Annotated in this window: 22 protein-coding genes; 5 read left to right on the top strand and 17 right to left on the bottom strand. The window is 72.5% G+C overall.

Features of this window, described 5'->3' with window-relative positions; genetic code table 11:
* Positions 1-50: 50 nt before the first annotated feature.
* Positions 51-1,199, bottom strand: coding sequence for a glutathione-independent formaldehyde dehydrogenase (locus tag ABZ915_RS02250; RefSeq protein WP_361794346.1), 1,149 nt, complete (start codon positions 1,197-1,199; stop codon positions 51-53).
* 204 nt (positions 1,200-1,403) lie between these two features.
* Between ABZ915_RS02250 and ABZ915_RS02255 the strand changes: the two genes are divergently transcribed.
* Positions 1,404-1,592: a hypothetical protein gene (locus ABZ915_RS02255; protein WP_361439068.1), complete on the top strand. Its 189-nt coding sequence runs from the start codon at positions 1,404-1,406 to the stop codon at positions 1,590-1,592.
* 19 nt (positions 1,593-1,611) lie between these two features.
* Here the strand turns inward: ABZ915_RS02255 and lexA are convergent, their stop codons facing one another.
* The 5 genes from lexA to ABZ915_RS02280 form a co-directional block, all read right to left on the bottom strand.
* Entirely contained in the window at positions 1,612-2,283 is a 672-nt protein-coding gene (gene lexA, locus ABZ915_RS02260; RefSeq protein ID WP_361794349.1) for a transcriptional repressor LexA, read from the bottom strand.
* A gap of 106 nt (positions 2,284-2,389) precedes the next feature.
* Entirely contained in the window at positions 2,390-3,541 is a 1,152-nt protein-coding gene (locus tag ABZ915_RS02265; RefSeq protein ID WP_361794352.1) for an XdhC/CoxI family protein, read from the bottom strand.
* Positions 3,534-5,666: a xanthine dehydrogenase family protein molybdopterin-binding subunit gene (locus ABZ915_RS02270; RefSeq protein ID WP_361794355.1), complete on the bottom strand. Its 2,133-nt coding sequence runs from the start codon at positions 5,664-5,666 to the stop codon at positions 3,534-3,536. Before ABZ915_RS02270 ends, ABZ915_RS02265 begins: the two co-directional genes overlap by 8 nt.
* Entirely contained in the window at positions 5,663-6,655 is a 993-nt protein-coding gene (locus tag ABZ915_RS02275) for a xanthine dehydrogenase family protein subunit M (RefSeq protein WP_361794358.1), read from the bottom strand. Before ABZ915_RS02275 ends, ABZ915_RS02270 begins: the two co-directional genes overlap by 4 nt.
* Positions 6,652-7,227, bottom strand: coding sequence for a 2Fe-2S iron-sulfur cluster-binding protein (locus tag ABZ915_RS02280; RefSeq protein WP_361794361.1), 576 nt, complete (start codon positions 7,225-7,227; stop codon positions 6,652-6,654). The genes ABZ915_RS02275 and ABZ915_RS02280 overlap by 4 nt, the downstream gene beginning before the upstream one ends.
* 223 nt (positions 7,228-7,450) lie before the next feature.
* On the opposite strand from ABZ915_RS02280, the gene ABZ915_RS02285 reads away from it, so the two are divergent.
* Complete coding sequence (locus tag ABZ915_RS02285; RefSeq protein ID WP_361794364.1) at positions 7,451-8,029, top strand: TetR/AcrR family transcriptional regulator; 579 nt, start codon at positions 7,451-7,453, stop codon at positions 8,027-8,029.
* A gap of 9 nt (positions 8,030-8,038) precedes the next feature.
* Here ABZ915_RS02285 and ABZ915_RS02290 read toward each other — a convergent pair whose 3' ends face one another.
* The 11 genes from ABZ915_RS02290 to ABZ915_RS02340 form a co-directional block, all read right to left on the bottom strand.
* Positions 8,039-9,871, bottom strand: a complete 1,833-nt coding sequence (locus ABZ915_RS02290) for a GMC family oxidoreductase (protein WP_361794367.1) — start codon at positions 9,869-9,871, stop codon at positions 8,039-8,041.
* Positions 9,868-11,277: a hypothetical protein gene (locus ABZ915_RS02295; protein WP_361794370.1), complete on the bottom strand. Its 1,410-nt coding sequence runs from the start codon at positions 11,275-11,277 to the stop codon at positions 9,868-9,870. Before ABZ915_RS02295 ends, ABZ915_RS02290 begins: the two co-directional genes overlap by 4 nt.
* Positions 11,274-11,960, bottom strand: coding sequence for an FCD domain-containing protein (locus tag ABZ915_RS02300; protein WP_361794373.1), 687 nt, complete (start codon positions 11,958-11,960; stop codon positions 11,274-11,276). Before ABZ915_RS02300 ends, ABZ915_RS02295 begins: the two co-directional genes overlap by 4 nt.
* 86 nt (positions 11,961-12,046) lie before the next feature.
* Positions 12,047-12,844, bottom strand: coding sequence for a hypothetical protein (locus ABZ915_RS02305; RefSeq protein ID WP_361794376.1), 798 nt, complete (start codon positions 12,842-12,844; stop codon positions 12,047-12,049).
* Positions 12,845-12,854: 10 nt separating this feature from the next.
* Entirely contained in the window at positions 12,855-13,742 is an 888-nt protein-coding gene (locus ABZ915_RS02310; RefSeq protein WP_361794379.1) for an XRE family transcriptional regulator, read from the bottom strand.
* On the bottom strand, positions 13,739-13,960 hold the full coding sequence (locus ABZ915_RS02315) for a hypothetical protein (protein WP_361794382.1): 222 nt from the start codon (positions 13,958-13,960) through the stop codon (positions 13,739-13,741). The genes ABZ915_RS02310 and ABZ915_RS02315 overlap by 4 nt, the downstream gene beginning before the upstream one ends.
* 125 nt (positions 13,961-14,085) lie before the next feature.
* On the bottom strand, positions 14,086-14,739 hold the full coding sequence (locus tag ABZ915_RS02320) for an HAD family hydrolase (RefSeq protein WP_361794385.1): 654 nt from the start codon (positions 14,737-14,739) through the stop codon (positions 14,086-14,088).
* Positions 14,740-14,825: 86 nt separating this feature from the next.
* A complete protein-coding gene (locus ABZ915_RS02325; RefSeq protein WP_361794388.1) occupies positions 14,826-15,578 on the bottom strand; it encodes a DUF2071 domain-containing protein in 753 nt (250 codons plus the stop codon).
* Between the two features lie 51 nt (positions 15,579-15,629).
* Positions 15,630-15,857, bottom strand: coding sequence for a hypothetical protein (locus tag ABZ915_RS02330; RefSeq protein WP_361794391.1), 228 nt, complete (start codon positions 15,855-15,857; stop codon positions 15,630-15,632).
* A complete protein-coding gene (locus ABZ915_RS02335; RefSeq protein ID WP_361794394.1) occupies positions 15,844-16,098 on the bottom strand; it encodes a DUF6400 family protein in 255 nt (84 codons plus the stop codon). The genes ABZ915_RS02330 and ABZ915_RS02335 overlap by 14 nt, the downstream gene beginning before the upstream one ends.
* A gap of 107 nt (positions 16,099-16,205) precedes the next feature.
* The gene (locus ABZ915_RS02340; protein ID WP_361794397.1) at positions 16,206-17,195 is read right to left on the bottom strand and encodes a superoxide dismutase; all 990 of its coding nucleotides are present in this window, start codon (positions 17,193-17,195) and stop codon (positions 16,206-16,208) included.
* 132 nt (positions 17,196-17,327) lie between these two features.
* Between ABZ915_RS02340 and ABZ915_RS02345 the strand changes: the two genes are divergently transcribed.
* From ABZ915_RS02345 to ABZ915_RS02355, 3 genes are all read left to right on the top strand, one after another.
* Positions 17,328-17,768 carry a MarR family transcriptional regulator gene (locus ABZ915_RS02345; protein ID WP_361794400.1) on the top strand — a complete coding sequence of 147 codons (441 nt, stop codon included), beginning with the start codon at positions 17,328-17,330 and terminating at the stop codon, positions 17,766-17,768.
* A 188-nt stretch (positions 17,769-17,956) separates the two neighbouring features.
* Positions 17,957-18,292, top strand: coding sequence for a DUF485 domain-containing protein (locus tag ABZ915_RS02350; protein ID WP_361794402.1), 336 nt, complete (start codon positions 17,957-17,959; stop codon positions 18,290-18,292).
* Positions 18,289-19,899, top strand: coding sequence for a cation acetate symporter (locus ABZ915_RS02355; protein ID WP_361794405.1), 1,611 nt, complete (start codon positions 18,289-18,291; stop codon positions 19,897-19,899). Before ABZ915_RS02350 ends, ABZ915_RS02355 begins: the two co-directional genes overlap by 4 nt.
* The last annotated feature ends 73 nt before the right edge of the window (positions 19,900-19,972 follow it).

A 19,972-nucleotide genomic window follows, 5' to 3' on the forward strand; every position in this document is an offset into this window, starting at 1 on the left:
TGGAGCGCCCGCCAGGGCGGTCTGCGGTCGTCGTCCGCCGGACGGCGTACTTACGCCTGGGGGTGGAGGACGACCTTGGTGTAGCCCTCGACGCGCTTGTCGAACTTCTCGTACGCCGTCGGCGCCTGGTCGAGCGGCAGCTCGTGCGAGACGACGAAGCTCGGCCGCGCACGGTCTTCGATGATCAGGTCACGCAGCTGGCGGTTGTAGCGCTTGACGTTGCACTGACCGGTGCCCAGGCGCAGCCCCTTCTCGAAGAGGCGTCCGATGGACACCATGAGCATGCCCTGCTTGGCCTGCTCGTCCGGTCCGCCGGGGTCGCGCGGAACGTACAGGCCGGGAATGCCGAGCGCGCCCGTCGGCCGGACCGTCTCGATGAGCGAGTTCAGCACGGTCGCCGGTTCCTCGCGGTCCTTGCCCTTCTTCCCCGTGGCCTGGGCCTGGTAGCCGACGGCGTCGATACCCTTGTCCGTGCCTTGGCCTCCCATCTGCTCCTTGATCTGCTGCGCCGGGTTGCCCTCGGTGAAGTTGATCGGCACGGCACCGATCTCCTCGGCCTTCTGGAGCCGCTCCGTCACCCGGTCGACCACGAACACCCTGCTCGCGCCGCGCAGCATCGCGGAATAGGCGGCCATGAGTCCGACCGGGCCACCGCCGTACACCGCGACGCTGTCACCTGGGCGGACGTCGGCCAGCTCGTTGCCGTGATAGCCGGTCGGGAAGATGTCGGCGAGAAGAACGAAGTCGGTCTCCTTGTCCTTGCCCTCGGGGAGCTTCAGGCAGTTGAAATCGGCGTACGGCACCCGCACGTACTCCGCCTGCCCTCCCACGTAGGGCCCCATCGCGACGTAGCCGTAGGCACCGCCGGCGAAACCCGGGTTCACCGTCAGGCAGAAACCCGTGAACCCGGCCGTGCAGTTCTTGCAGAATCCGCAGGCCACGTTGAAGGGCATGACGACCCGTTCTCCGCGACTGAGCGTGGTGACTCCGTCGCCGGTCTCCTCGACGACCCCGAGGTTCTCGTGACCGAAGACGATCCCCGGCTCCGCGGCGGTACGGCCCTCATACATGTGCAGATCCGAACCGCAGATGGCGGTCGACGTGACACGTACGATCGCGTCGTTCGGATGCTGGATCCGGGGATCCGCGACTTGCTCGACCGCCACCTCGAACGGTCCCTTGTACACGACAGCCCTCATCCTCAAGCACCTCCACTGGACGTTAAGGCGCGGTCACAGTGAGGAAGACGATGCCGAGGGCCCACTGCCCTTCCAGCAACAGGCCCGCGAAATCCATCGGTCTTCTGTGCTGTGGCTCATATACCAGGCTGGTACATGATGAGACGATTTGCACCCAGAGGACGCAGAGTCCGGTTCTGCTCCGGTCCGGAAGGATTGATCACTTTGTCGCGACGCCTCGGAACACTGCTCGTAGCAGTCACCGGCCTGTCCGGCACCACCTACCCGGAGGGCACCCGAGTGGCCATACGGGGCACCGGGGGATCCGTCGACGGCTTCGTCGACGGAGACTGGCTGCCGCTCGCCTGGTGGGAGTTCGCCGACATCCAGCCGGACGACGCACCCGGCCACTGAGCGGTCCGGCGCGCCGCACTCACAGCGCGCGCATCACGCTCACGACCTTGCCGAGGATCTGCGCCCGGTCGCCGGGGATCGGCTCGTAGGCGGGGTTGCGTGGCATGAGCCAGACCTGCCCCTCCTGGCGGCGCAGCACCTTGACCGTGGCCTCGTCCTCGAGGAGGGCGGCGACGATGTCGCCGTGGTCGGCGCTGTCCTGGCGCCGCACGGTGACGATGTCCCCGTCGCAGATCGCCGCGTCGATCATGCTGTCGCCGGACACCGTCAGCGCGAAGAACTCGCCTTCGCCGACCAGCTGGCGCGGCAGCGTGTAGACGTCCTCGACCATCTCCTCGGCGAGCAGCGGCGCGCCGGCGGCGATGCGGCCGACCAGCGGTACCTCCACGGCCGGCTCGGCGGGAGCGCTCGTTTCCCGGGCCACGGAGACCCGTACGCGATAGGCCCGCGGCCGGTGCGGATCGCGGTACAGGACCCCTTTGCTTTCCAGTTGCATCAGCTGGTGCGCGACGGAGGACGTGCTGGCGAGACGGACGGCCTGGCCGATCTCTCGCATGGACGGCGGGTAGCCCTGGCGCTGGACGGTGTCGGTGATGAAACGGACGATGTCCTGCTGGCGAGGGGTGAGCTCGCCCTCGGCGGACCTGGTGCCCGGCGGCCGTCCCCGGCGCACGGGCTCGCTGTTCTCCATACCGGGCACCTCCGCACAAGATCTCTCAGAGCGTGACCCTAACCCGCCGCGTCCCATGAATGGAACACTGTTTCGACAGCAGGTCGGGTACGGGCACTCATCGTGATCACGCGCGCACCGAAGGTGTCCGGATCGTTCCGCTCCCCCGGTCCCGGTGGATCGGCGTCCGGGATCCGGTGAGCGGGACCCCCGTCCCCCCGCGCCGGGCCGCGATGATCTCCGCCACTATGGACAGAGCGGTCTCCTCCGGGGTACGGGCGCCGAGGTCCAGGCCGATCGGGGACCTCAGTCGTGCCAACTGCCGCTCGCTCACGCCGACTTCGCGCAGGCGGCGGTTGCGTTCCTCGTGGGTGCGGCGCGAGCCCATCGCGCCGACGAACGCGACCGGCATCCCCAGTGCCGCCTTCAGCAGGGGCACGTCGAACTTCGCGTCGTGGGTGAGCACGCACAGCACCGTACGGCCGTCGGTCGTGGTCCGCCGCAGATAGCGGTGCGGCCAGTCGACGACGATCTCGTCGGCCTCGGGGAAGCGGGCCCGCGTGGCGAAGACGGGCCGGGCGTCGCAGACGGTCACGTGGTAGCCGAGGAACTTCCCCGCGCGCACCAGCGCCGCGGCGAAGTCGATCGCCCCGAAGACGATCATCCGGGGCGGCGGCACGTTCGCTTCGACCAGCAGCGTGAGCCCGCCGGGACAGTACGAACCGTCCGGCGCGACCTCGACCGTGCCGGTACGCCCGGTCTCCAGCATCGCCCGGGCCGCCGCCTCCGCGGTGCGGTCCAGCTTCTCGTGGCCGCCGAGACCGCCCTCGTACGTGCCGTCGGGACGCACCAGCAGGGCCCGGCCCAGGAACTCCTCCGGGCCGCGGGCGACCCGCGCGAGGGCCGTCTGCTCGCCTTGTACGGCGGCTGTCAGCGCGGACCGGAGCACCATCGCGGCGGGCGAACGCGCACCCACCGGCGTGATCAGGACGTCGATGGTCCCGCCGCAGGTCAGCCCCACGGCGAAGGCGTCCTCGTCGCTGTAGCCGAACCGTTCGGTGACGCTCTCCCCGGTGTGCAGGGACTGGACGCACAGGTCGTAGACCGCGCCTTCCACACAGCCGCCGGAGACGGAGCCGACGACGGTGCCCGCGCTGTCCACGGCGAGCGCGGCGCCGGGACCGCGGGGCGCGCTGCCGCCGACGGCCACGACGCTGGCGACGGCGAAGTCGCGGCCCTCGGCGAGCCAGCGGTTCAGCTCCTCGGCGATGTCAAGCATCCACCGCTCCGCCGGCGGCCGACAGCACACGGCTGGGACGGATGGGCAGGCTGCGGTGCCGTACGCCGGTCGCGTGCCAGACCGCGTTGGCGATGGCCGCGGCGGCGCCCACGACGCCGACCTCCCCGATGCCCTTGATCCCTACCGGGTCGTCCGGGTCGGGGTCCGCCACCCAGTCCGCCTCGATGAGCGGCACGTCGGCGTGCGTGGCCACGTGATAGCTCGCGAGGTCGGGTCCGACATGGCCGCCCGAGGCCCGGTCGCGGACCGCCTCCTCGTGCAGGGCCATGGAGATGCCCCAGGCCATGCCGCCCAGGAACTGGCCGCGCGCGGTGAGCGGGTTGATGATCCGGCCCGCCGCGAAGATGCCGAGCATGCGCCGTACGCGGACTTCACCGGTGGCGAGGTCGACGGCCACCTCGGCGAACTGCGCTCCGAAGGAGTGGCGTTCCTTCGCGGCGAGGGCGCCGATGGCGGCGGTGGTGTCCGACCGTACCGTGATGCCCTCCGGCGGAATGCCGGCGCCGAGCGCGAGCCGCTCGCGCAGTTCGCCGGCCGCCGCCGTGACCGCCCAGGCCCAGGAGCGGGTGCCCATGGAGCCGCCGGCGATCATCGCGGGGCCGAAGGCGCTGTCCCCGATGCGTACCTCGACCCGGTCCGGTGTCACGTCCAGTGCGTCCGCGGCGACCAGGGTGAGCGCGGTCCGGGCGCCGGTGCCGATGTCGGCCGCGGCGATCCGCACGGTGAACGAGCCGTCGTCCCGGGCGGTCACCGTCGCCGTGGAGGGGGCCGCCCCGGCCGGGAAGGACGCCGCGGCCGTGCCGGTGCCGAGGAGCCAGCGCCCGTCACGGCGCAGGCCGGGACGGGGGTCCCGGTCCGCCCAGCCGAACCTGCGGGCGCCCTCGCTGAAGCAGGCACGCAGATTGCGGCCGGCGAACGGGAGGCCGGAGACCGGTCCCCGCTCGGGTTCGTTGCGCAGCCGCAGCTCGATCGGGTCGATGCCGCACTTCTCGGCGAGCTCGTCGAGCGCGGCCTCCAGGGCGAACGACCCCGGCGCCTCGCCCGGCGCGCGCATCCAGGTCGGGGTCGGCACGTCGAGCGGTACGACGCGGTTGGCGGTGTGGTGGGCGTCGGCGTCGTACATCACCCGGGCCACCCCGGCGCTGGGCTCGACGAACTCGTGCACGGTGGAGGTGAGGCTCTGGGACCGGTGCTCCAGTGCGCGCAGCCGTCCGTCGGCGTCGGCGCCGAGCCTGATCCGCTGGGCGGTGGGGCTGCGGTAACCCGCCAGCGAGAACATCTGACGGCGGGTCAGGACGACCCGTACCGGCCGCTGGAGAACCGTCGCGGCCATCACGGCCGCCACCTGGGGGACGCGGACGCCCTTGCTGCCGAAGCCGCCGCCGACGTGCTCGGAGCGTACGCGTACCGAGTCGGGGTCGAGCGAGAACAGACTGGCCAGCTCGCCCACGACCCAGGAGGCACCCTGGTTGGAGTCGACGACCTCGAGCCGGCCGGCGTCCCAGTGGGCCGTCGCCGCGTGCGGTTCCATCGGGTTGTGGTGCTCTTCGGGGGTGGTGTACTCGACGTCCACGACGACGGCGGACGCGGCGAGTTCGGTCTCCAGGTCGCCCTTGTCCGTCACCGCCGGCATGTGGCCGTCCACGGGGCGGGCGTCCGGGTGGTCGACGGTGAAGTCGATGTCGTGGGGCTGCTGTTCGTAGTGCACGACGAGCGATTCGGCCGCTTCCCTGGCCTGCTCGGGCGTTTCGGCGACGACGAGCGCCACCGGCCAGCCCAGGTGCGGCACCCGGTCGTGCTGGAAGACGGCGCAGGTCGGGTCCGGCTTGCCCACCGCGCCGACGTAGTCGGTGTCGAGCCGCAGCGCGTTGCGGTGGTCCAGGACGGTGAGGACGCCCGGCATGGCGAGAACCGGAGCGGTGTCGATCTCGCGGATGTGCCCTCGGGCGACCGTGGACAACACCAGCCAGCCGTGGGCGAGTTCGGTGAAGGGGATGTCCGCCGCGTAGCGGGCCGCTCCGGTGACCTTGTCCCGGCCCTCCACGCGGGTGTGCGCGGTGCCGACGGCGCCCTTGGAGGTCCGCCTGGTGGGGGCAGTCGTCATCGGGTGGCCTCCCCTGCGAGTTCGGTCAGCACGGCCACCACGAGGTTGCGCATGAGGGTCACCTTGTATCCGTTGTGCGGCAGCGGCCTGGCCGCCGCCAGTTCGGCGTCCGCGGCGGCGGCGAAGCTCTCGCCGTCGGCCGGCGCACCGGTCAGTACCCGTTCGGCCGCCCGGGCCCGCCAGGGCCGGGACGCGACCGCCCCGAAGGCCAGCCGCACGTCGTGCACCATGCCGTCCCGGACGTCGAGCGCGGCGGCGACCGAACCGATGGCGAAGGCGTAGGAGGCGCGCTCGCGGATCTTTCGGTAGCGGGAGCGGGCGGCGACCGGAGCGGGCGGCAGGGTGACGCCCGTGATGAGGGCCCCGGGCGGCAGGGCGGTCTCCCGCTGCGGGGTGTCGCCGACCGGCAGATAGAACCAGCCGAGCGGCAGCTCTCCCGGCCCGTCGGCCGTTTCGTAGGAGATGACGGCGTCGAAGGCGGCCAGCGCCACACCCATGTCCGAGGGGTGGACGGCCACGCAGTGGCCGGAGGCGCCCAGGATCGCATGGTTGTGGTGCTCACCGTGGATCGCGGGGCAACCGCTGCCGGGCACACGCTTGTTGCACGGCTTGGTCACGTCGGTGAAGTAGCCGCAGCGGGTCCGCTGGAGCAGGTTGCCGCCGACGGTGGCCATGTTGCGCAGCTGTCCGGACGCTCCGGCCAGCACCGCCTGCGCCAACGCCGGGTAGCGGCGCCGTACTTCGGGGTGGGCGGCCAGCTCGCTGTTGGTGACGGTCGCCCCGATGCGCAGCCCGCCGTCCGACGTCGGCTCGATCCGGTCCAGCGGCAGTTCACGGACGTCGACGAGCCGGGCGGGACGTTCGACGCCGGCCTTCATCAGGTCGACGAGGTTGGTGCCCCCGCCCAGGAAGCGCGCGTCCGGATCGGTCCCGAGCACCGCGACCGCGCCGGCGACGTCGGAGGCCCTGTGATAGTCGAACTCCCTCACGCCGCGACCTCCCCGCGCTCCGTCGCCGTCTTCTCCGCCGGCGTCTTCTCCGCCGCCGCCCGGGCGACCGCCTCGACGATCGACACGTATGCGGCGCAGCGGCACAGGTTGCCGCTCATCCGCTCCCGGATCTCCTCGGCGGACAGCGGTGGTGGCCCTGACTCGGGCCGGAGGTCGTCGGTGACGGCGCTCGGCCAGCCGGCCGCGTGCTCCTCGATCACCCCGATCGCGGAACATATCTGCCCTGGAGTGCAGTACCCGCACTGGAAGCCGTCCAGATCGAGGAAGGCCTGCTGCACCGGGTGCAGCCGGTCGCCTTCGGCCACACCCTCGATGGTGGTGACCTCGCGCCCCTCGGCCGCCACCGCCAGCTGGAGGCAGGCCACGGCCCGCCGGCCGTCCAGCAGGACGGTACAGGCGCCGCACTGCCCCTGGTCACAGCCCTTCTTGGTGCCCGTGAGGTCGAGCCGCTCACGGAGGGCGTCGAGCAGGGTGGTGCGGTGGTCGACGGGTAGCGTGTACTTCTCGCCGTTGACGTTCAGGGTGATGACACTGGACGTCGATGAGGCCATGAGCAGCTTCTTTCGCTTTTCCGGAACAGGAAGGACGGTCCGGCAGCCGGACGGATCGGGCGTCGGAGGGGTGGCGTCGCACAGGGCTCCGCCGCTTCAGCGAAGGCACGTCCACGGCTATGGTGGACCTAACCGGACAGTTGTCCGCTACTACGGAAGAACCTAACGGACAGTTGTCCGGTTAGCAAGGACCGGGTTCGGCCACGAGCCTCGAGGAGGACGGGTGCAGGAGAAGAAGGACGCGCCTCTGCGCTCGGACGCGCAGCGGAACCGTGAGCGCATCCTGGAGGTCGCCCTGACCGAGCTGACGCGGAACGCGGACGCCCCGCTGAGTGTGATCGCCAGGAAGGCGGGCGTCGGGCAGGGCACGTTCTACCGCAACTTCCCCAGCCGCGAGGCCCTCGTCCTCGAGATCTACCGCCACGAGATGCAGCAGGTCGCCGACAGCGCGGCCGAGTTGCTCCAGGACCGGGCACCCGATCAGGCCCTGCGCGCGTGGATGGACCGGGTCGCCGAGTTCGCCATGGCCAAGGCCGGTCTGGCCGACGCGATCCGCCAGGCGACCAGCGCGCCGGGAAGTCCCGGCAAGCCTGCCCCCACCCCGGTGACCGCCGCGGCCGAACGCCTGCTCCGCGCCGCCGAGAAGGCCGGCACCATCCGCCCGGGAGTGACCGCGGACGACTTCCACCTCGCCATCGCGGGTCTCTGGCAGATCGACCCCGGCGACGACTGGCAGTCACGCGTCGGCCGGCTGCTGGATCTCGTCATGGACGGCCTGCGTGCGGGAGCGCCGGGGCGGTGACCGCCGCCGTCACGACCCCAGCTGGGCCTCCGCGACCGCCAGGGCCGCCGCCATGACGGTCAGCTGCGGGTTCACCTCGGGACAGCCGGGGAGCACGGACGCGTCCGCGACCAGCACCCCGCGCACCCCGCGGAGCCGGCCCACCGGGTCCGCCGGGAACCGCTCCGCGTCCGCGCCCGCGGCGACGGTACCGGTGGGGTGGTACGCCGACAGATGGAGCCGGCGGGCACTGGTGCCGGCCAGGACGGCGTCCAGTTGCGCGAGGCTGCGTACCCGGGGCGTGGCGGTGATGCCCGTGAGCACTTCCTCGGCGCCCGCGGCGAAGAGCAGCTCGCCCATGGCACGCACCGCCCGTATCAACCGGCCGGCGTCGCGGCGGTCGAGGTCGTAGCGGAGCAGCGTGCGGTCGCGGCCGAGGACGCGGCCGGAGGGCCGGTCGGCGATCATCGCGCCGAGGGTGGCCAGCCGGTGGGCGTCCTCCAGTTCACCGCGCAGCTCGGCGCCGAGGCCCGGCAGTACGAAGGAGCCCATGCCCGGCGGGGTGGCGGTGGCTTCGATGAGGACGCCCGCGTGGTGGTGCTCCTCCACTCCGACGCTCTGGAGCACGCCTTCCCAGGCGGTGACCGGCTCGGCGAAGCGCCCGGCGACGCTCGTGGCGGGGTGGACGCTGAGGTTGCGGCCGAGCCGGGGATGCCGGCCGAGGCCGGACCGGCGCAGGAGCGGCGGCGACTCCAGGGCGCCCGCGGCGACGACGACCAGGGGCGCGAGGATCTCGATCCCGCCGCCCTCGCGGCGTACGCGGACGCCCACCGCACGCGGCCCGCCGGGCCGGTCCGTGTCGACGAGGACGCGCTCCACCCGCGCTCCGCTGACGATCCGGGCCCCGGCGGCGCAGGCGTCGGGCAGCACGGAGAGCTGCACGCTCTGCTTGGCGCCGGTCGGACAGCCCACGACGCACTGACAGGACCCCTTGCAGCCGGGCGCGTTGCGGCGCAGGGGCGCGGCCCGCCAGCCCAGCGCGCGCGCCCCGACGAGCGCGAGCCGGCCGTTGCCGCCGAGGACGTCCAGGGGTTGGGTGGCCACCCGCAGGGTGCGCTCCACCTCGTCGAGACGGCGGCCGAAGCCGTCGGCGAGCGCGAACCCGAACTCCGTGCTCCAGCGGGCCAGCACGTGGTCCGGAGTGCGGTAGCAGGTACCGGAGTTGACGACCGTGGTGCCGCCGACCGCCCGGCCGACCGGCAGCAGCAGGGGCGGGCTGCCGAGGGCGACCGTCGCTCCCCCGTTCCGGTAGAGCTCGGCGAAGCGCTCGAGCGGGGTGCGCCGGCCGAACCAGTCGGTCGAGTGGTGCCGTCCCTCTTCGAGGACGACGACGTCGAGCCCGGCACGCGCGAGGGTCCGCGCGGCGACGGCGCCGCCCGCGCCGGAGCCGATGACGACGACGTCGGCCGTCGAGCGCGCGGGCCATTCGTCGGCGGGCGTGCAGTCGAGCGGCGGGTCCTCGCGCGCGAGCCGGCGCGCCGGCAGGCCCTCCTGGAGCATCCGCTCCGTCCCGGCGGCGAGGAGGACGGGCACCTTGACCACGTCGAGCAGCGCCGGCAGGGCGGGCCGTGCGCCCAGCGACCCGAGTACGGACTCGCGCTCCGGACCGGTGAGCGCGGCCAGTCCGCGTCCCGTGCGAACCCTGGCGTAGGCCTCCAGCCCGTGCGCCGCCGCCCGTATCCCGGCCCGGGCGGGAAGCGGCATCGAGGCGAGGACCGCCTCCAGCCTCGCGGGGACGCGTGCGGGCCAGCCGGCGGTGCCGTCGTCGGCGATGAGGGCGGCCACCAGGCCGGTGAGGCTCATCGCGTGCCCACCTCCGCGTGTGCGGTGCCGTCGAGCGTCCACTCGGCCTCGGTGCGCCAGCCTCCGAACCACCACCGCTCCAACAGGACGTGCGCGTCGGCGCGTTCGCTGTTGCGGCAGACGGCGTGGGAGCCGTCGGGATCGGTGTAGTCCAGGGCGAGGGTGCGGTCCGCGGGCTGGGTGACCGCCACGCGGATCCGGCGCGCTCCCGCACGGCCGGTGACCGTCCAGGTGGGCAGGTCGATGGCGGCGTGGAAGCGACCCGGTCCGGCCCAGCCGGCCGCCGGGCGCTCGGGGCGCCGCGGCCAGGTGCGTCCGCCCCGCAGCAGGCGCAGGAAGACCAGGGGCGGAAGCCTGCGCAGGCCCGGTCGGGTGGAGACGGCGGCGACGATCTCCAGGACGTCTCCGCCGCCGAGGCCGGCGTGCAGCCAGGCCCAGCGGCGGGCGTTGCCGTGACCGTGGATCCGGGCGGAGGCTCCCTCAGCCGCGGTGAGCGTCAGCGTCGTGCCGTCATGGGTGAAGGTTCCGTCGTAGCGGGCCCGCGCGGCGGGGAGCATGTGTGCGGCGGGCAGCAGGGGGCGGCGCCAGGACCATCGGGGGAAAGTGAACAGCGGCCCGGCCAGGGGCTGTTCGGTGAGCTTCCAGCGCAGGGCGCCGTCCTCGGCCGAGCCGGTGAGGGCCCCGGGGCCGGCCGTGACCCCGTCGGCGCTGAATCCGGCCGCCCCGGCGGTCCACTCGGCGGGGCCGAAGCGGGCGTGCCGTACGGGTCCGTCCTGGGGGAACACGGCGGCCCAGCCGTGCGCGTACGGGGCGGAGCCGTCGGCGGGCGCGGTGAGTTCGTGGTGGAGCCACAGCCCGCTGCCGGTCGCAGGGTCGGTGACGGTGGTGTACCAGACCTCGGTACGTCCCGGTTCGCCGCGCCAGCGCGGGGCGAGAAAGGCGGCCGGGTCCTCCCGGCGCGGGAGACGGAAGCTCGCGAGGAACGGAAGGAGCTGCGTGACCACGGGAAAGCGGAGTGTTCCGGTGCCGATCCGTGCGCCGTTCTCGTACAGGGTGTACGGCAGCACGGTCATCGAGGCCACCGGCCTCAGCGGCGTCACGGACTTCCAGCCGTCGAGCGTCACCCGGCGGCCGTGCGCGGCGAACGCGAGGCGGTAGCGGATACGGCGTCGCGCGAGCGGCGAGATCTCCAACTCGCCCCCGGTGTCCGGGTCGTCGGCCCAGCCCTCGACCCGGATCCGGCCGGTGGCGCGGGCCTCGGTCGTGCCGGTGAGCCGCAGGACGCCGTCCGCCGAGACCCTCAGGTCCAGCCGTACCCGGCGGGTGCGGTCCTCGTCGTCGAGCCGCAGTGTGCCGAGCATCGTCTCGCCGAAGACGGTGTCGCGGGCAGGGGTGTCCGCGTTCATGCGAGGCCTTCCAGCATGATGCGCTCGGTCGCGGTCAGATACTCCTCGGCCGCCCGCCGGGCGGCGGCCTCGTCGCCGGCCCCGATCGCGTCGACCACCGGCTCCAGACGGCCCCTGGCCGCCTTGGCGTCCGTGAAGGGTCCCCTGAGCGCGGCGCGCACCGGCACATAGGCGTTGAAGAGGGTGTTGGTCAGCAGGACGTAGACCCGGTTGCCGGTGGCGCGGGCCAGGGCCCGGTGCACCTCGATGTCGGCGAGCTGTACGGCGTCGGCGTCCGCCGCGTTCCCGACGGCTTCGAGCAGCCGGCGCAGTTCGGCGCGTTGCCGGTCGGTCGCCCGGGCCGCGGCCCGTTCGGCGATCAACGCGCCGATGCTGCGCCGTACTTCGAAGATCTCACCGATCCAGTCGGGGCTGTGCCGGACGAGCATGGGCAGCAGATCGGCTCCGCCCAGGCGCAGGTAGTCGCGCACGCGGGTGCCGACCCCGTGCCGGGTCTCCAGCAGCCCCGCCTGCACGAGGCGGCCGAAGGCGTGCTTGAGAGTGGTGCGGGTGACGCCGTAGCCGTCGGCGAGCCGCCGCTCCGGTGGCAGATAGCTCCCGGCCGGGTGGCGTCCGGCGAGGATGTCCTCGCGCAGACGGCTCTCCAGGACATCGACGATGGTCTCGCGGGGCAGTGCCTCCACGCCGTCCTCCCCAGTGGCTGAGTGGATGAGCCACTCAACCAGCAGGGGAAGGCGGAGTCAATGGGCCGGTGCCTGAAGCGAGTTGCTCAGCCCTCGGCCGCGTCCACGGTGGCGCCGCGGCGGACTTGCTCCGGGCGGGTGGGAAGAGCGGGGTTCAGCACACGGGTCGGCCGGCGGCTCCAAGGGGGTGTGGCGGAAAGGATGAAGCTGACGCGATCGGCGAACCGGGGTTCGGGGACGGGTATTTCGACGCCGGGATGGCGTGCGTAGCCGTGGGTGACGGCGTGGGCGACGTAGTTGGTGATGGCGTCGGCCCGGTGGGTGCGCGGACGGCGCCCGGACCTGCTCAGGCGGCTGAGGACGCGCAGGACGGTGGGGACGCTGGCGTCGAAGCGGAACTGGTTGTGGGGTGGCCAGGCGCCGGTGACGGTGAGCGTCTCCGAGTCGGTGACGGAGTCGAGGCCGGTCTGGTCGTACCAGAAGGCGGCCGCGTGGGCCTCGCCACGGGCCAGGTGGTGCAGGGACAGGCAGTAGGCGGCCGGGGTGTGGCCGGCGCCGGCGGCGTACTGCCACCAGAAGCGGGAGCCGTCGTCGATCCCGGCGAGATTCAGCGCGCAGCCCAGCAGCCAGGCTCCTTCGGGCTCGGGGAGCTGGTCGGTGAGGAATTCCAGGGCTCCGGGGGCGGCGGTGGTGACGACGGCCTCGCACAGGGTGTGCAGGTGCTGGGCGGCGGAGCCGTCGGTGTCCGCGCCGTCGGGGCGCGGGCCGGCCGGGTCGTGGGTGAGGTCGGGGTAGGTGCAGTCTTCGTAGGGGACGGTGTCGGGATGCACCTGTGCGTCGTGGCGCAGACGGGCGCGGGCCAGGAGCTGGTCGATGGCGGTCATGGCGGGTGGGTCACTCCCGGGGACTGTAGGGGCGGAGGAGGTCTTCGAGGGCTGCGCGGGCGTGGTGGTCGACGGCGTGGCAGATGGCCGGGCTCAGACCGAGGACGTCGGGCATGTCGTCGGGGTGCATGCCGCACAGGTAACGCAGCACGGCGACGTCCATCTGGTCGTGGGGCAGGCGGCCGATCGCGTCGAAGAGGTCGACCAGTTCGGTGAGGATGATGAAGTGGCCCGGCGTGCTGTCGCGGACCTCCGCCGTGGAGAAGACGGCCGGGCGCAGGTCGGGGTGGCCGTCGTGGTGGCGGTCGGCGCGGGCCATGACCCGGGAGCGCAGCAGGCGCCAGGCGTAGCGGCGGATGTCCTCGCTGGTGCCGGCCTCGCTCCAGCACAGCCACAGCAGGTCGAAGGTTTCTGCTACGACCCAGCGGGCGCGGTGGTCGGTGAGGAGGAAGGCCCGCGCGTAGTCGCTGTAGGGGGTGTGCAGGGCCTCGGTGAAGGCCTGGTGGGCGACCGGCGGGTGTTCGGGTTCGAGGGCGACCTGCTGTATGCAGTGCTCGATCCAGCCCGGTTCCTTCCGCGCCTCCCGCGCGGCCGCGGTCCACAGGCGGCGCATCGGCTGGACCGGCAGGCCCAGGGCGCGTATGACGCTGAAGGTGATCTCCCAGGCGGGGTAGTAGCCGTTGCCGCGCAGGAGTTCGCTGATGCGGGTCTTGGAGTATCCGGAGCGGTCGACGAGGTCGTTGAGGGTCAGGCCGCTCGAGAAGAGGAAACTGCGGACCGGCTCCAGCCAGGCCCGGTGCGACAGGCCGGCGGCCTGGGAGATCGGGGCGGGCTTGCGGCCCCGCTTGCCGCCGGTGTCCGGTGGCGGAGGCTGGTCTGCGTCGGGGGTCCAGATCATCGGGGCGGCTCCTGTCCGCCGACGGCGGTGGGGCCGGGCTCGGTCGGCGGGCGGGAGCCGTCGGGGGCGGTCAGGGCCTGGACGATCTGCTGCACGAGCAGGCCCAGGGACGGGAGCAGGGCGGCTGCCGCGGCCACCTGCCCCAGCGCGGTCATCACCGTGCTCCACGTGAGGACCGCCACCAGAACGGCGACGGTCACCACCTTCTTACTCGACATCGCACTCGGTTTCTGTGAGCAGTTCACACACCAACAGCCCCTTCCGGCAATGCCGTTGAAGCACCACCGGCAGGGCGACGCCAGCATGGCCCGAGATCCACCCGGCACGCCACGTGATCATGGAGTTACGGAACAATGGCCCCGATGACCAAGTCGACTGCCGTGGCGACGTCCCCGGCGACATGGGTGGGCCGGTAGGGGGCCTGGGGCCACGGCCGCCCGTTCGAGACCCATACGCTGCGCAGGCCCAGCGCGTGCGCGCCCGCCACGTCGGCGTGCGGCGAGTCACCGACGACCCACGCGCCGGTGAGGGGCACTCCGCCGGCATCCGCGGCGGCGTGGAAGATCTCCGGCTCGGGCTTCTTGTGACCGACGCCCTCGGAGATCACCCACCCCTGGACGAGCCGGTCGAGTCCGGTGCGGCGAATCTTCGCCTCCTGCTGGCCGGTGCGGCCGTTGGTGACGATCACGCAGGTCCAGCCGCCGGCCCGGGCCCTTTCCACGGCCTCGCGGGAGGAGTCCGTCAGCACGACGCGGTCGGCGGCGCCATGGTCCAGCAGGGAGTGGACGGCCGGGGCCGGCACCGCGTCCCCGTATCGCTCGGTCATGGCCGCGGCGACATCCCGGCGGGCGGCGTAACCGCCGGCGTCGACGGCCGTCACCCATGTCAGTTCGGTGTGGGGCAGGCGGTGCTCGGCCAGGAACGCGGCGACGGCGTCACGGAAGGCCGCGTCGCGGTCGACCAGCGTGTTGTCGAGGTCCAGCATCAGCAACGGCATGAACCCACCGAATCACTCCGAGCGTCACTTCTCTCGCGGTTCGGCGAACCGACTCGCCGCGCCGCACGGACGCGCGTCGGGTCGCTTCAGGGAGTGGGGATGCCTGCCGGGCGCAGCGGGCCTCCGAGGCGGACCGGTACGCCCGGGGAGTACAGCACGCTGACCGGCGCGTCGGCAGGCGCCGGCAGACCGGCGGCGGCGAGCAGGTTCTCCTCGCAGACAAGCAGCTCGGCGCGGTACAGGGGCCAGCGTGGATGGTGATTGGGCAGATAGGAGGCGCCGCCGAAGAACGAGTTGTGCATGCCCCAGCGGGCGGTGAGGAAGTGCTCCAAGTCCGTCGGCCGCTCGATGCGTTCGCCCCTGCGCACGGTGATACGGCTGGACGCTCCCCGAGGACCGGGCCAGCGGCGGGAGCTGGTGTAGGTGACGGTGTCGTCGGCGGCCTCGACCCTCATCCGCGACCAGAGGTAGGGCAGCCGGAAGCCGACGCGCCCCATCACCACGGGGATCAGCCGTGAGGCGTCCATGGAGCGGAAGACGACCCCGCGTCGGCCGTGCGCGTCGACGGAGTACAGGCGGACGTTGGTCTCCGGGAAGGACCCCAGATACGGCACGCCGGGCAGCCGCAGCCACCCCACCCGATGCATGCGGAAGGCGACGAGTCCGACGTACGTGACCCCGTCGTACGTGTCGGGAACGGTGCCGCCGGGCAAGAGCCCCGCCACCACGTCCGGTGCGACGGCCCAGTGGACGAAGCACAGATCGAGCCACTGCTGCGTGAGCAGCGGGGCACGTATGTCGGTCGGGGCGTCGGGGGTGATCGGCGTCGGCTGCTGCACGGTGCCCAGGATGGCAGAGGCCCCGGCACCCGGTGACTCGCGGGCCGTGCTCTACCCCTGGGAGCGGGTGGCGCCGAAGTTCGTCTCGTGCGTCCAGATGTGGGTGCACGACGGGCACTGAAGGTGCAGCAGGCTGCCGGTGTTGGACAGCAGGTAGCGCCAGTGCGCGGAGCACGTCTGCCCCTGCTCGCACTTGGCGCACCCGCGGTGGTCCGCGCAGTTCGGGCAGTCCACCCAGGCGCGGCGTCCGATGTCGGCCTGCGGGTCAAGCGGCAGCACGGCCGCCTCCTCGCCTCGGGAGCACACCGGCCGAGACCAGCTCGTCGTACAGGCGCTGCTGCTCCTCGCTGAGGCCGGAGTAGAGCAGATCCTGCGCCTCCTCCTCGCCGCGCAGCGCCGCGGCCGGGTCCCAGTCGGGGCCGAGAGCGGACATGACATGGGTGCGCCGGAGCATTTCGTGCGAGCTCAGGTCGACGGCGAATTCGACCGGTGCCGAGCTGTCGGAGCCAGGGGAGGACATACCACCGAACCTAGGAAAGCCCTGCGGGCTGGGGCAAGAGCAGGTGGGAGAAGTCACAGCAGGTCAGCGACTCGCCGCAGCCGGCCCGCCCCAGCACCGGGCGGGCTTCAGATGCCGGTGACGGACGCCACGGTGAACGGCGTCTCGGGCACGCCGGGACCCATCGGACCGCCCTTGTCGAACTGGGACCGTACGACCAGCAGCCGCCCCCGGTCGCGGACCAGCGTGGTCGGGATCTGCAAGGCGCTGTCGGTGAACCGCCGCTCCAGACGCGCGGACGTGCCGTCGGCGGACAGCCGCCAGCGGGTGAGGGTGTTGACGCTGTTGTGCGCGGCCCACAGCGTGCCGTGCGCCAGTTCCAGGCCGTCGCCGTGCGTCAAGTCCCCACCGTCCAGGGCGACTCGGCGGACCGACCCGGTGGCGGTGTTCACCTGGTACAGCCCGCCGCCGGTCATGTCGACGACGTACAGCCGGCGTCCCGCGGGGTCCACGACGATGCCGTTGAGGGTGATCGCGTCGGGGGCCCGCGGGTCCTCGACGGCGGTCAGGTCGTAGGCGGGGTCGAGCGTCCCGTGCCCGTCACGGGCGGCGGTGGCCAGGTCGGCGGGGGTGACACGGTAGACGACCGCGCGGGTGCTGTCGGTGAGGTAGGCCGTGCCGTCGGGGGCGAGGGCCAGGTCGTTGACGAAGCGGGGCGCGTCACCGGGGACCTCGAGGCGGGCGATCAGGCGCCGGCCGCGTGCGTCGTAGACGTCGACCCCGGCGGTCGAGTCGGTGACCCACAGCCGGCCGGCCCGGTCGGCCTTCAGTCCGTTGGCGGTGGTACGGCCGTCCGTACCCGCCGGGAGGAAGATCTCGGCGGTACGCCACCCGGGCGCGGCCCGGTAGACGGCGCCGGTGGTGTACGAGCCGACGTACACGTCCCCGGTCCGCGGGTCGAGTGCGATGCCCTCGGGGTAGGCGCGGTCGCCGGGGAGGGCGAAGGCGGTGGAGACGCGGGGTGCGGTGGCCGCGCGGGCGGCGGGGGCGGCGGCCGTGGACACGGCCAGGGCGGCGGCGGAGGCCAGGAACGTGCGGCGGTGCATCGAACGGGACACGGCGGTGGACGCCTCTCGGTTCGGCTACTCACAAGCTGACGTGTATGAACGTAGATTAGAACTCTAATGCTCGTCAATGTATTAACGAACGCAAGTGAGCGAATCGATGGACGCGCCCGCTACCATGCGGGCATGACGTCCATGCCCGCCTCCGAGCGCCTCGGCTCCCATCTCAAGCGGGCCGAGCAGGCTCTCAACGCGACCAAGAACGCGGTTCTGAAACCGGCGGGCGTGACGGTCGCGCAGTACGGCGCGCTGCTCCACCTCTCGGCCAACCCGGGCATCTCGGCCGCGGCGCTGGCCCGGCTGTGCGGGGTCACTCCGCCGACCATGAACACGGTCCTGAAGAACCTCCAGGACCGCGCCCTGATCGAGCGCACCCCGCACGAGTGGCACCGCAACGTCCTGGAGACCCGTCTCACGGACGAGGGCCACGCCGTCCTGGCCGACGCGGACACCCGCGCCGTACGCGTGGAACGCGCCCTGGCCGCGGAGTTCACCGAGGAGGAGCGTGCGGCCCTGGAGGGCCTGCTCGCCCGTTGCGTCGGCCTGCTGGAGCGGGAGCGCCCCTGACGCCCGGCGAGATGTCGCCGCTCACGGGCCCCGCCGGCCCCTGAGGCCCCACCGGACACATGGGCAACAACCGGACTTCCACCCCTACAGTCCGCCTACCAGGCAGTTCCGGAAAAACCCTCCTCGTCGTACGCACGGACGAATAGCGTGCGAGGACCCGAGCCGCTCCCCCCACCTGGAGTTCCGGAATGCCCCATGGCGATGCCCATGCCCGGCCGCACCACGGCGACCTGCGGCGGCTGCGACGCAGGTACCGATTACAGCGCCGGGTCACCACGCTGCTGGCCCTCGGCTACTTCACGGCCTTTCTGATCCTCTCCGCGGGAGAACCCGCCCTCATGGCCCGCCCGCTCCTCGGCGGACTGCCCACAGGTCTCGTCCTGGCGCTCTCCCACGTTCCCGTCACCTGGCTCGCCGTGCTGGTCTACGAACGCACCGCGCGGCGCTACGTCGACCCCCTGGCCTTCCGGGTCACCCGGCACGCGCCGTGGGCCGCCGGGACGGAGCGGGAGCGGCTCCCGTGACCGGCTTCGGCGAGACCGCCCGGACCTGGTCGCTGGTCGCCTTCTGCACCGCCGTCACCGTGACACTGCTGCTGTGCGTGCTCACCGGCCCGGACCACGACGACCTGGACGAGTTCTACACCGGATACCGCTCGCTCTCCCCGTTCCGCAACGGACTCGCGATCGCCGGGGACTACATCTCCGCCGCGACCGTACTGACCATCGGCGGAGTCATCGCGCTGTGCGGCTACGACGGCGTCGTCCTCGCCGTCAGCACACTGCTGTCGCTTCTGGTCCTGATGTTCCTGCTGGCCGAACCGCTGCGGAACACCGGCCGGTTCACCATGGGGGACGCGCTGGCCCGGCGCATGCCGGGACGGCCGGTGCGGATCGTCGCCTGCGTCGTCACCATCGCCTCGCTGGTGCCGATGATGCTGGTCCAACTGGCCAGCACGGGGCAGCTGCTGGCCTTCATCCTCGGCTTCTCCGGTACCGCCATGAAAACCGGCTGCATCGTCGGGGCCGGTACGTTGATGATCGTCTACGCGGCCATCGGCGGGATGCGGGGCACCGCGCTCCTGCACATCCTGAAGATGGTGGCACTGCTGGGATCCGGCGTGGCCATCGCCGTACTCGTGCTGCGCACCTTCGACTTCAGCCCCGCGGCCCTGTTCGGCGCCGCCGCCGACCGGAGCGGGGCCGGCGGGGCCTTCCTGCGCAGCGGCCTGCAGTTCGCCGGTGGCCCCCACCCGCGCCTGGACATGGTGACCACCCAGTTCGCCATCGTGCTCGGCGGCGCCTGCCTGCCGCACGTGACCATGCGCATGTACACCGCCGACAGCGCGCGCCAGGTGCGACGGTCGATGTCCTGGGCCGTGTCGTCCGTGGCCCTGTTCGTCCTCGTCATCACGGTGATCGGGGTCGGGGCGACGGCACTGGTGGGCCGCACCGGGATCGCGGCCGGGGACCCCCGCGGCAACACGGCCTATCTCCTGGCGTCACGAGCGGTGTTCGGCGCGCACGTGTCCCGCCCGGAGACCCTGCTGTTCACGGCGGTCACCACCGCCATCTTCCTCACCCTGCTCGCCTCGGTCGCCAGTATGACGCTGTCCTGCGCCAACTCCCTGGCGCACGACGTCATCGCCTCCCGCCGCCCGGGGATGGACCCGCCGCGGGAGTCGGCCGTCGCACGGGTCTCGGCGGTGGTGGTCGGCGCTCCGGTGATCGTGCTCGCCGCACTCGTCCAGCAGCGCAGCCTGCAACCCCTCGCGACCCTGTCGTTCTGTCTGGCGGCCTCCGCCATCGCGCCGGCGCTCGTCTACAGCCTGTTCTGGCGCCGCTTCACGCGCACCGGTCTGCTGTGCACCCTCATCGGCGGCAGCACGGCGGTACTCGTCCTGATGCCGGGCACCAACCTGGTCTCCGGCTCTCCCATGGCGGCCTTCCCGGACGCCGACTTCAACTGGTTTCCGTTCACCACCACGGGCCTGGTGTCCATTCCGCTCGGCTTCGCCTTCGGCTGGCTCGGCACGATGCTGCCCGGGCGGCGCGCGCGGCAGGAGGCACGCGCCCGGTACGAGGCCGTCGAACCGCTGATCCTCGCCGGACCGCAGCGCAGACTCCGGTGACGGTGCGGGTGGGCGGGCGGGCGGGCCGCCGAACATGCCGTTGAGTGGAGCAATGACCGGCGTGCCGGGGCGC

The sequence above is a fragment of the Streptomyces sp. NPDC046915 genome, from assembly GCF_040644935.1.
Classification (GTDB): domain Bacteria; phylum Actinomycetota; class Actinomycetes; order Streptomycetales; family Streptomycetaceae; genus Streptomyces.

Bases quoted from the DNA above. Each gene is read 5' to 3' on its own strand.
- ABZ915_RS02250 (WP_361794346.1), bottom strand. From the start codon at position 1,199: ATGAGGGCTGTCGTGTACAAGGGACCGTTCGAGGTGGCGGTCGAGCAA.
- lexA (WP_361794349.1), bottom strand. From the start codon at position 2,283: ATGGAGAACAGCGAGCCCGTGCGCCGGGGACGGCCGCCGGGCACCAGG.
- ABZ915_RS02265 (WP_361794352.1), bottom strand. From the start codon at position 3,541: ATGCTTGACATCGCCGAGGAGCTGAACCGCTGGCTCGCCGAGGGCCGC.
- ABZ915_RS02270 (WP_361794355.1), bottom strand. From the start codon at position 5,666: ATGACGACTGCCCCCACCAGGCGGACCTCCAAGGGCGCCGTCGGCACC.
- ABZ915_RS02280 (WP_361794361.1), bottom strand. From the start codon at position 7,227: ATGGCCTCATCGACGTCCAGTGTCATCACCCTGAACGTCAACGGCGAG.
- ABZ915_RS02290 (WP_361794367.1), bottom strand. From the start codon at position 9,871: ATGAGCCTCACCGGCCTGGTGGCCGCCCTCATCGCCGACGACGGCACC.
- ABZ915_RS02295 (WP_361794370.1), bottom strand. From the start codon at position 11,277: ATGAACGCGGACACCCCTGCCCGCGACACCGTCTTCGGCGAGACGATG.
- ABZ915_RS02305 (WP_361794376.1), bottom strand. From the start codon at position 12,844: ATGACCGCCATCGACCAGCTCCTGGCCCGCGCCCGTCTGCGCCACGAC.
- ABZ915_RS02310 (WP_361794379.1), bottom strand. From the start codon at position 13,742: ATGATCTGGACCCCCGACGCAGACCAGCCTCCGCCACCGGACACCGGC.
- ABZ915_RS02315 (WP_361794382.1), bottom strand. From the start codon at position 13,960: ATGTCGAGTAAGAAGGTGGTGACCGTCGCCGTTCTGGTGGCGGTCCTC.
- ABZ915_RS02320 (WP_361794385.1), bottom strand. From the start codon at position 14,739: ATGCCGTTGCTGATGCTGGACCTCGACAACACGCTGGTCGACCGCGAC.
- ABZ915_RS02335 (WP_361794394.1), bottom strand. From the start codon at position 16,098: ATGTCCTCCCCTGGCTCCGACAGCTCGGCACCGGTCGAATTCGCCGTC.
- ABZ915_RS02345 (WP_361794400.1), top strand. From the start codon at position 17,328: ATGACGTCCATGCCCGCCTCCGAGCGCCTCGGCTCCCATCTCAAGCGG.
- ABZ915_RS02350 (WP_361794402.1), top strand. From the start codon at position 17,957: ATGCCCCATGGCGATGCCCATGCCCGGCCGCACCACGGCGACCTGCGG.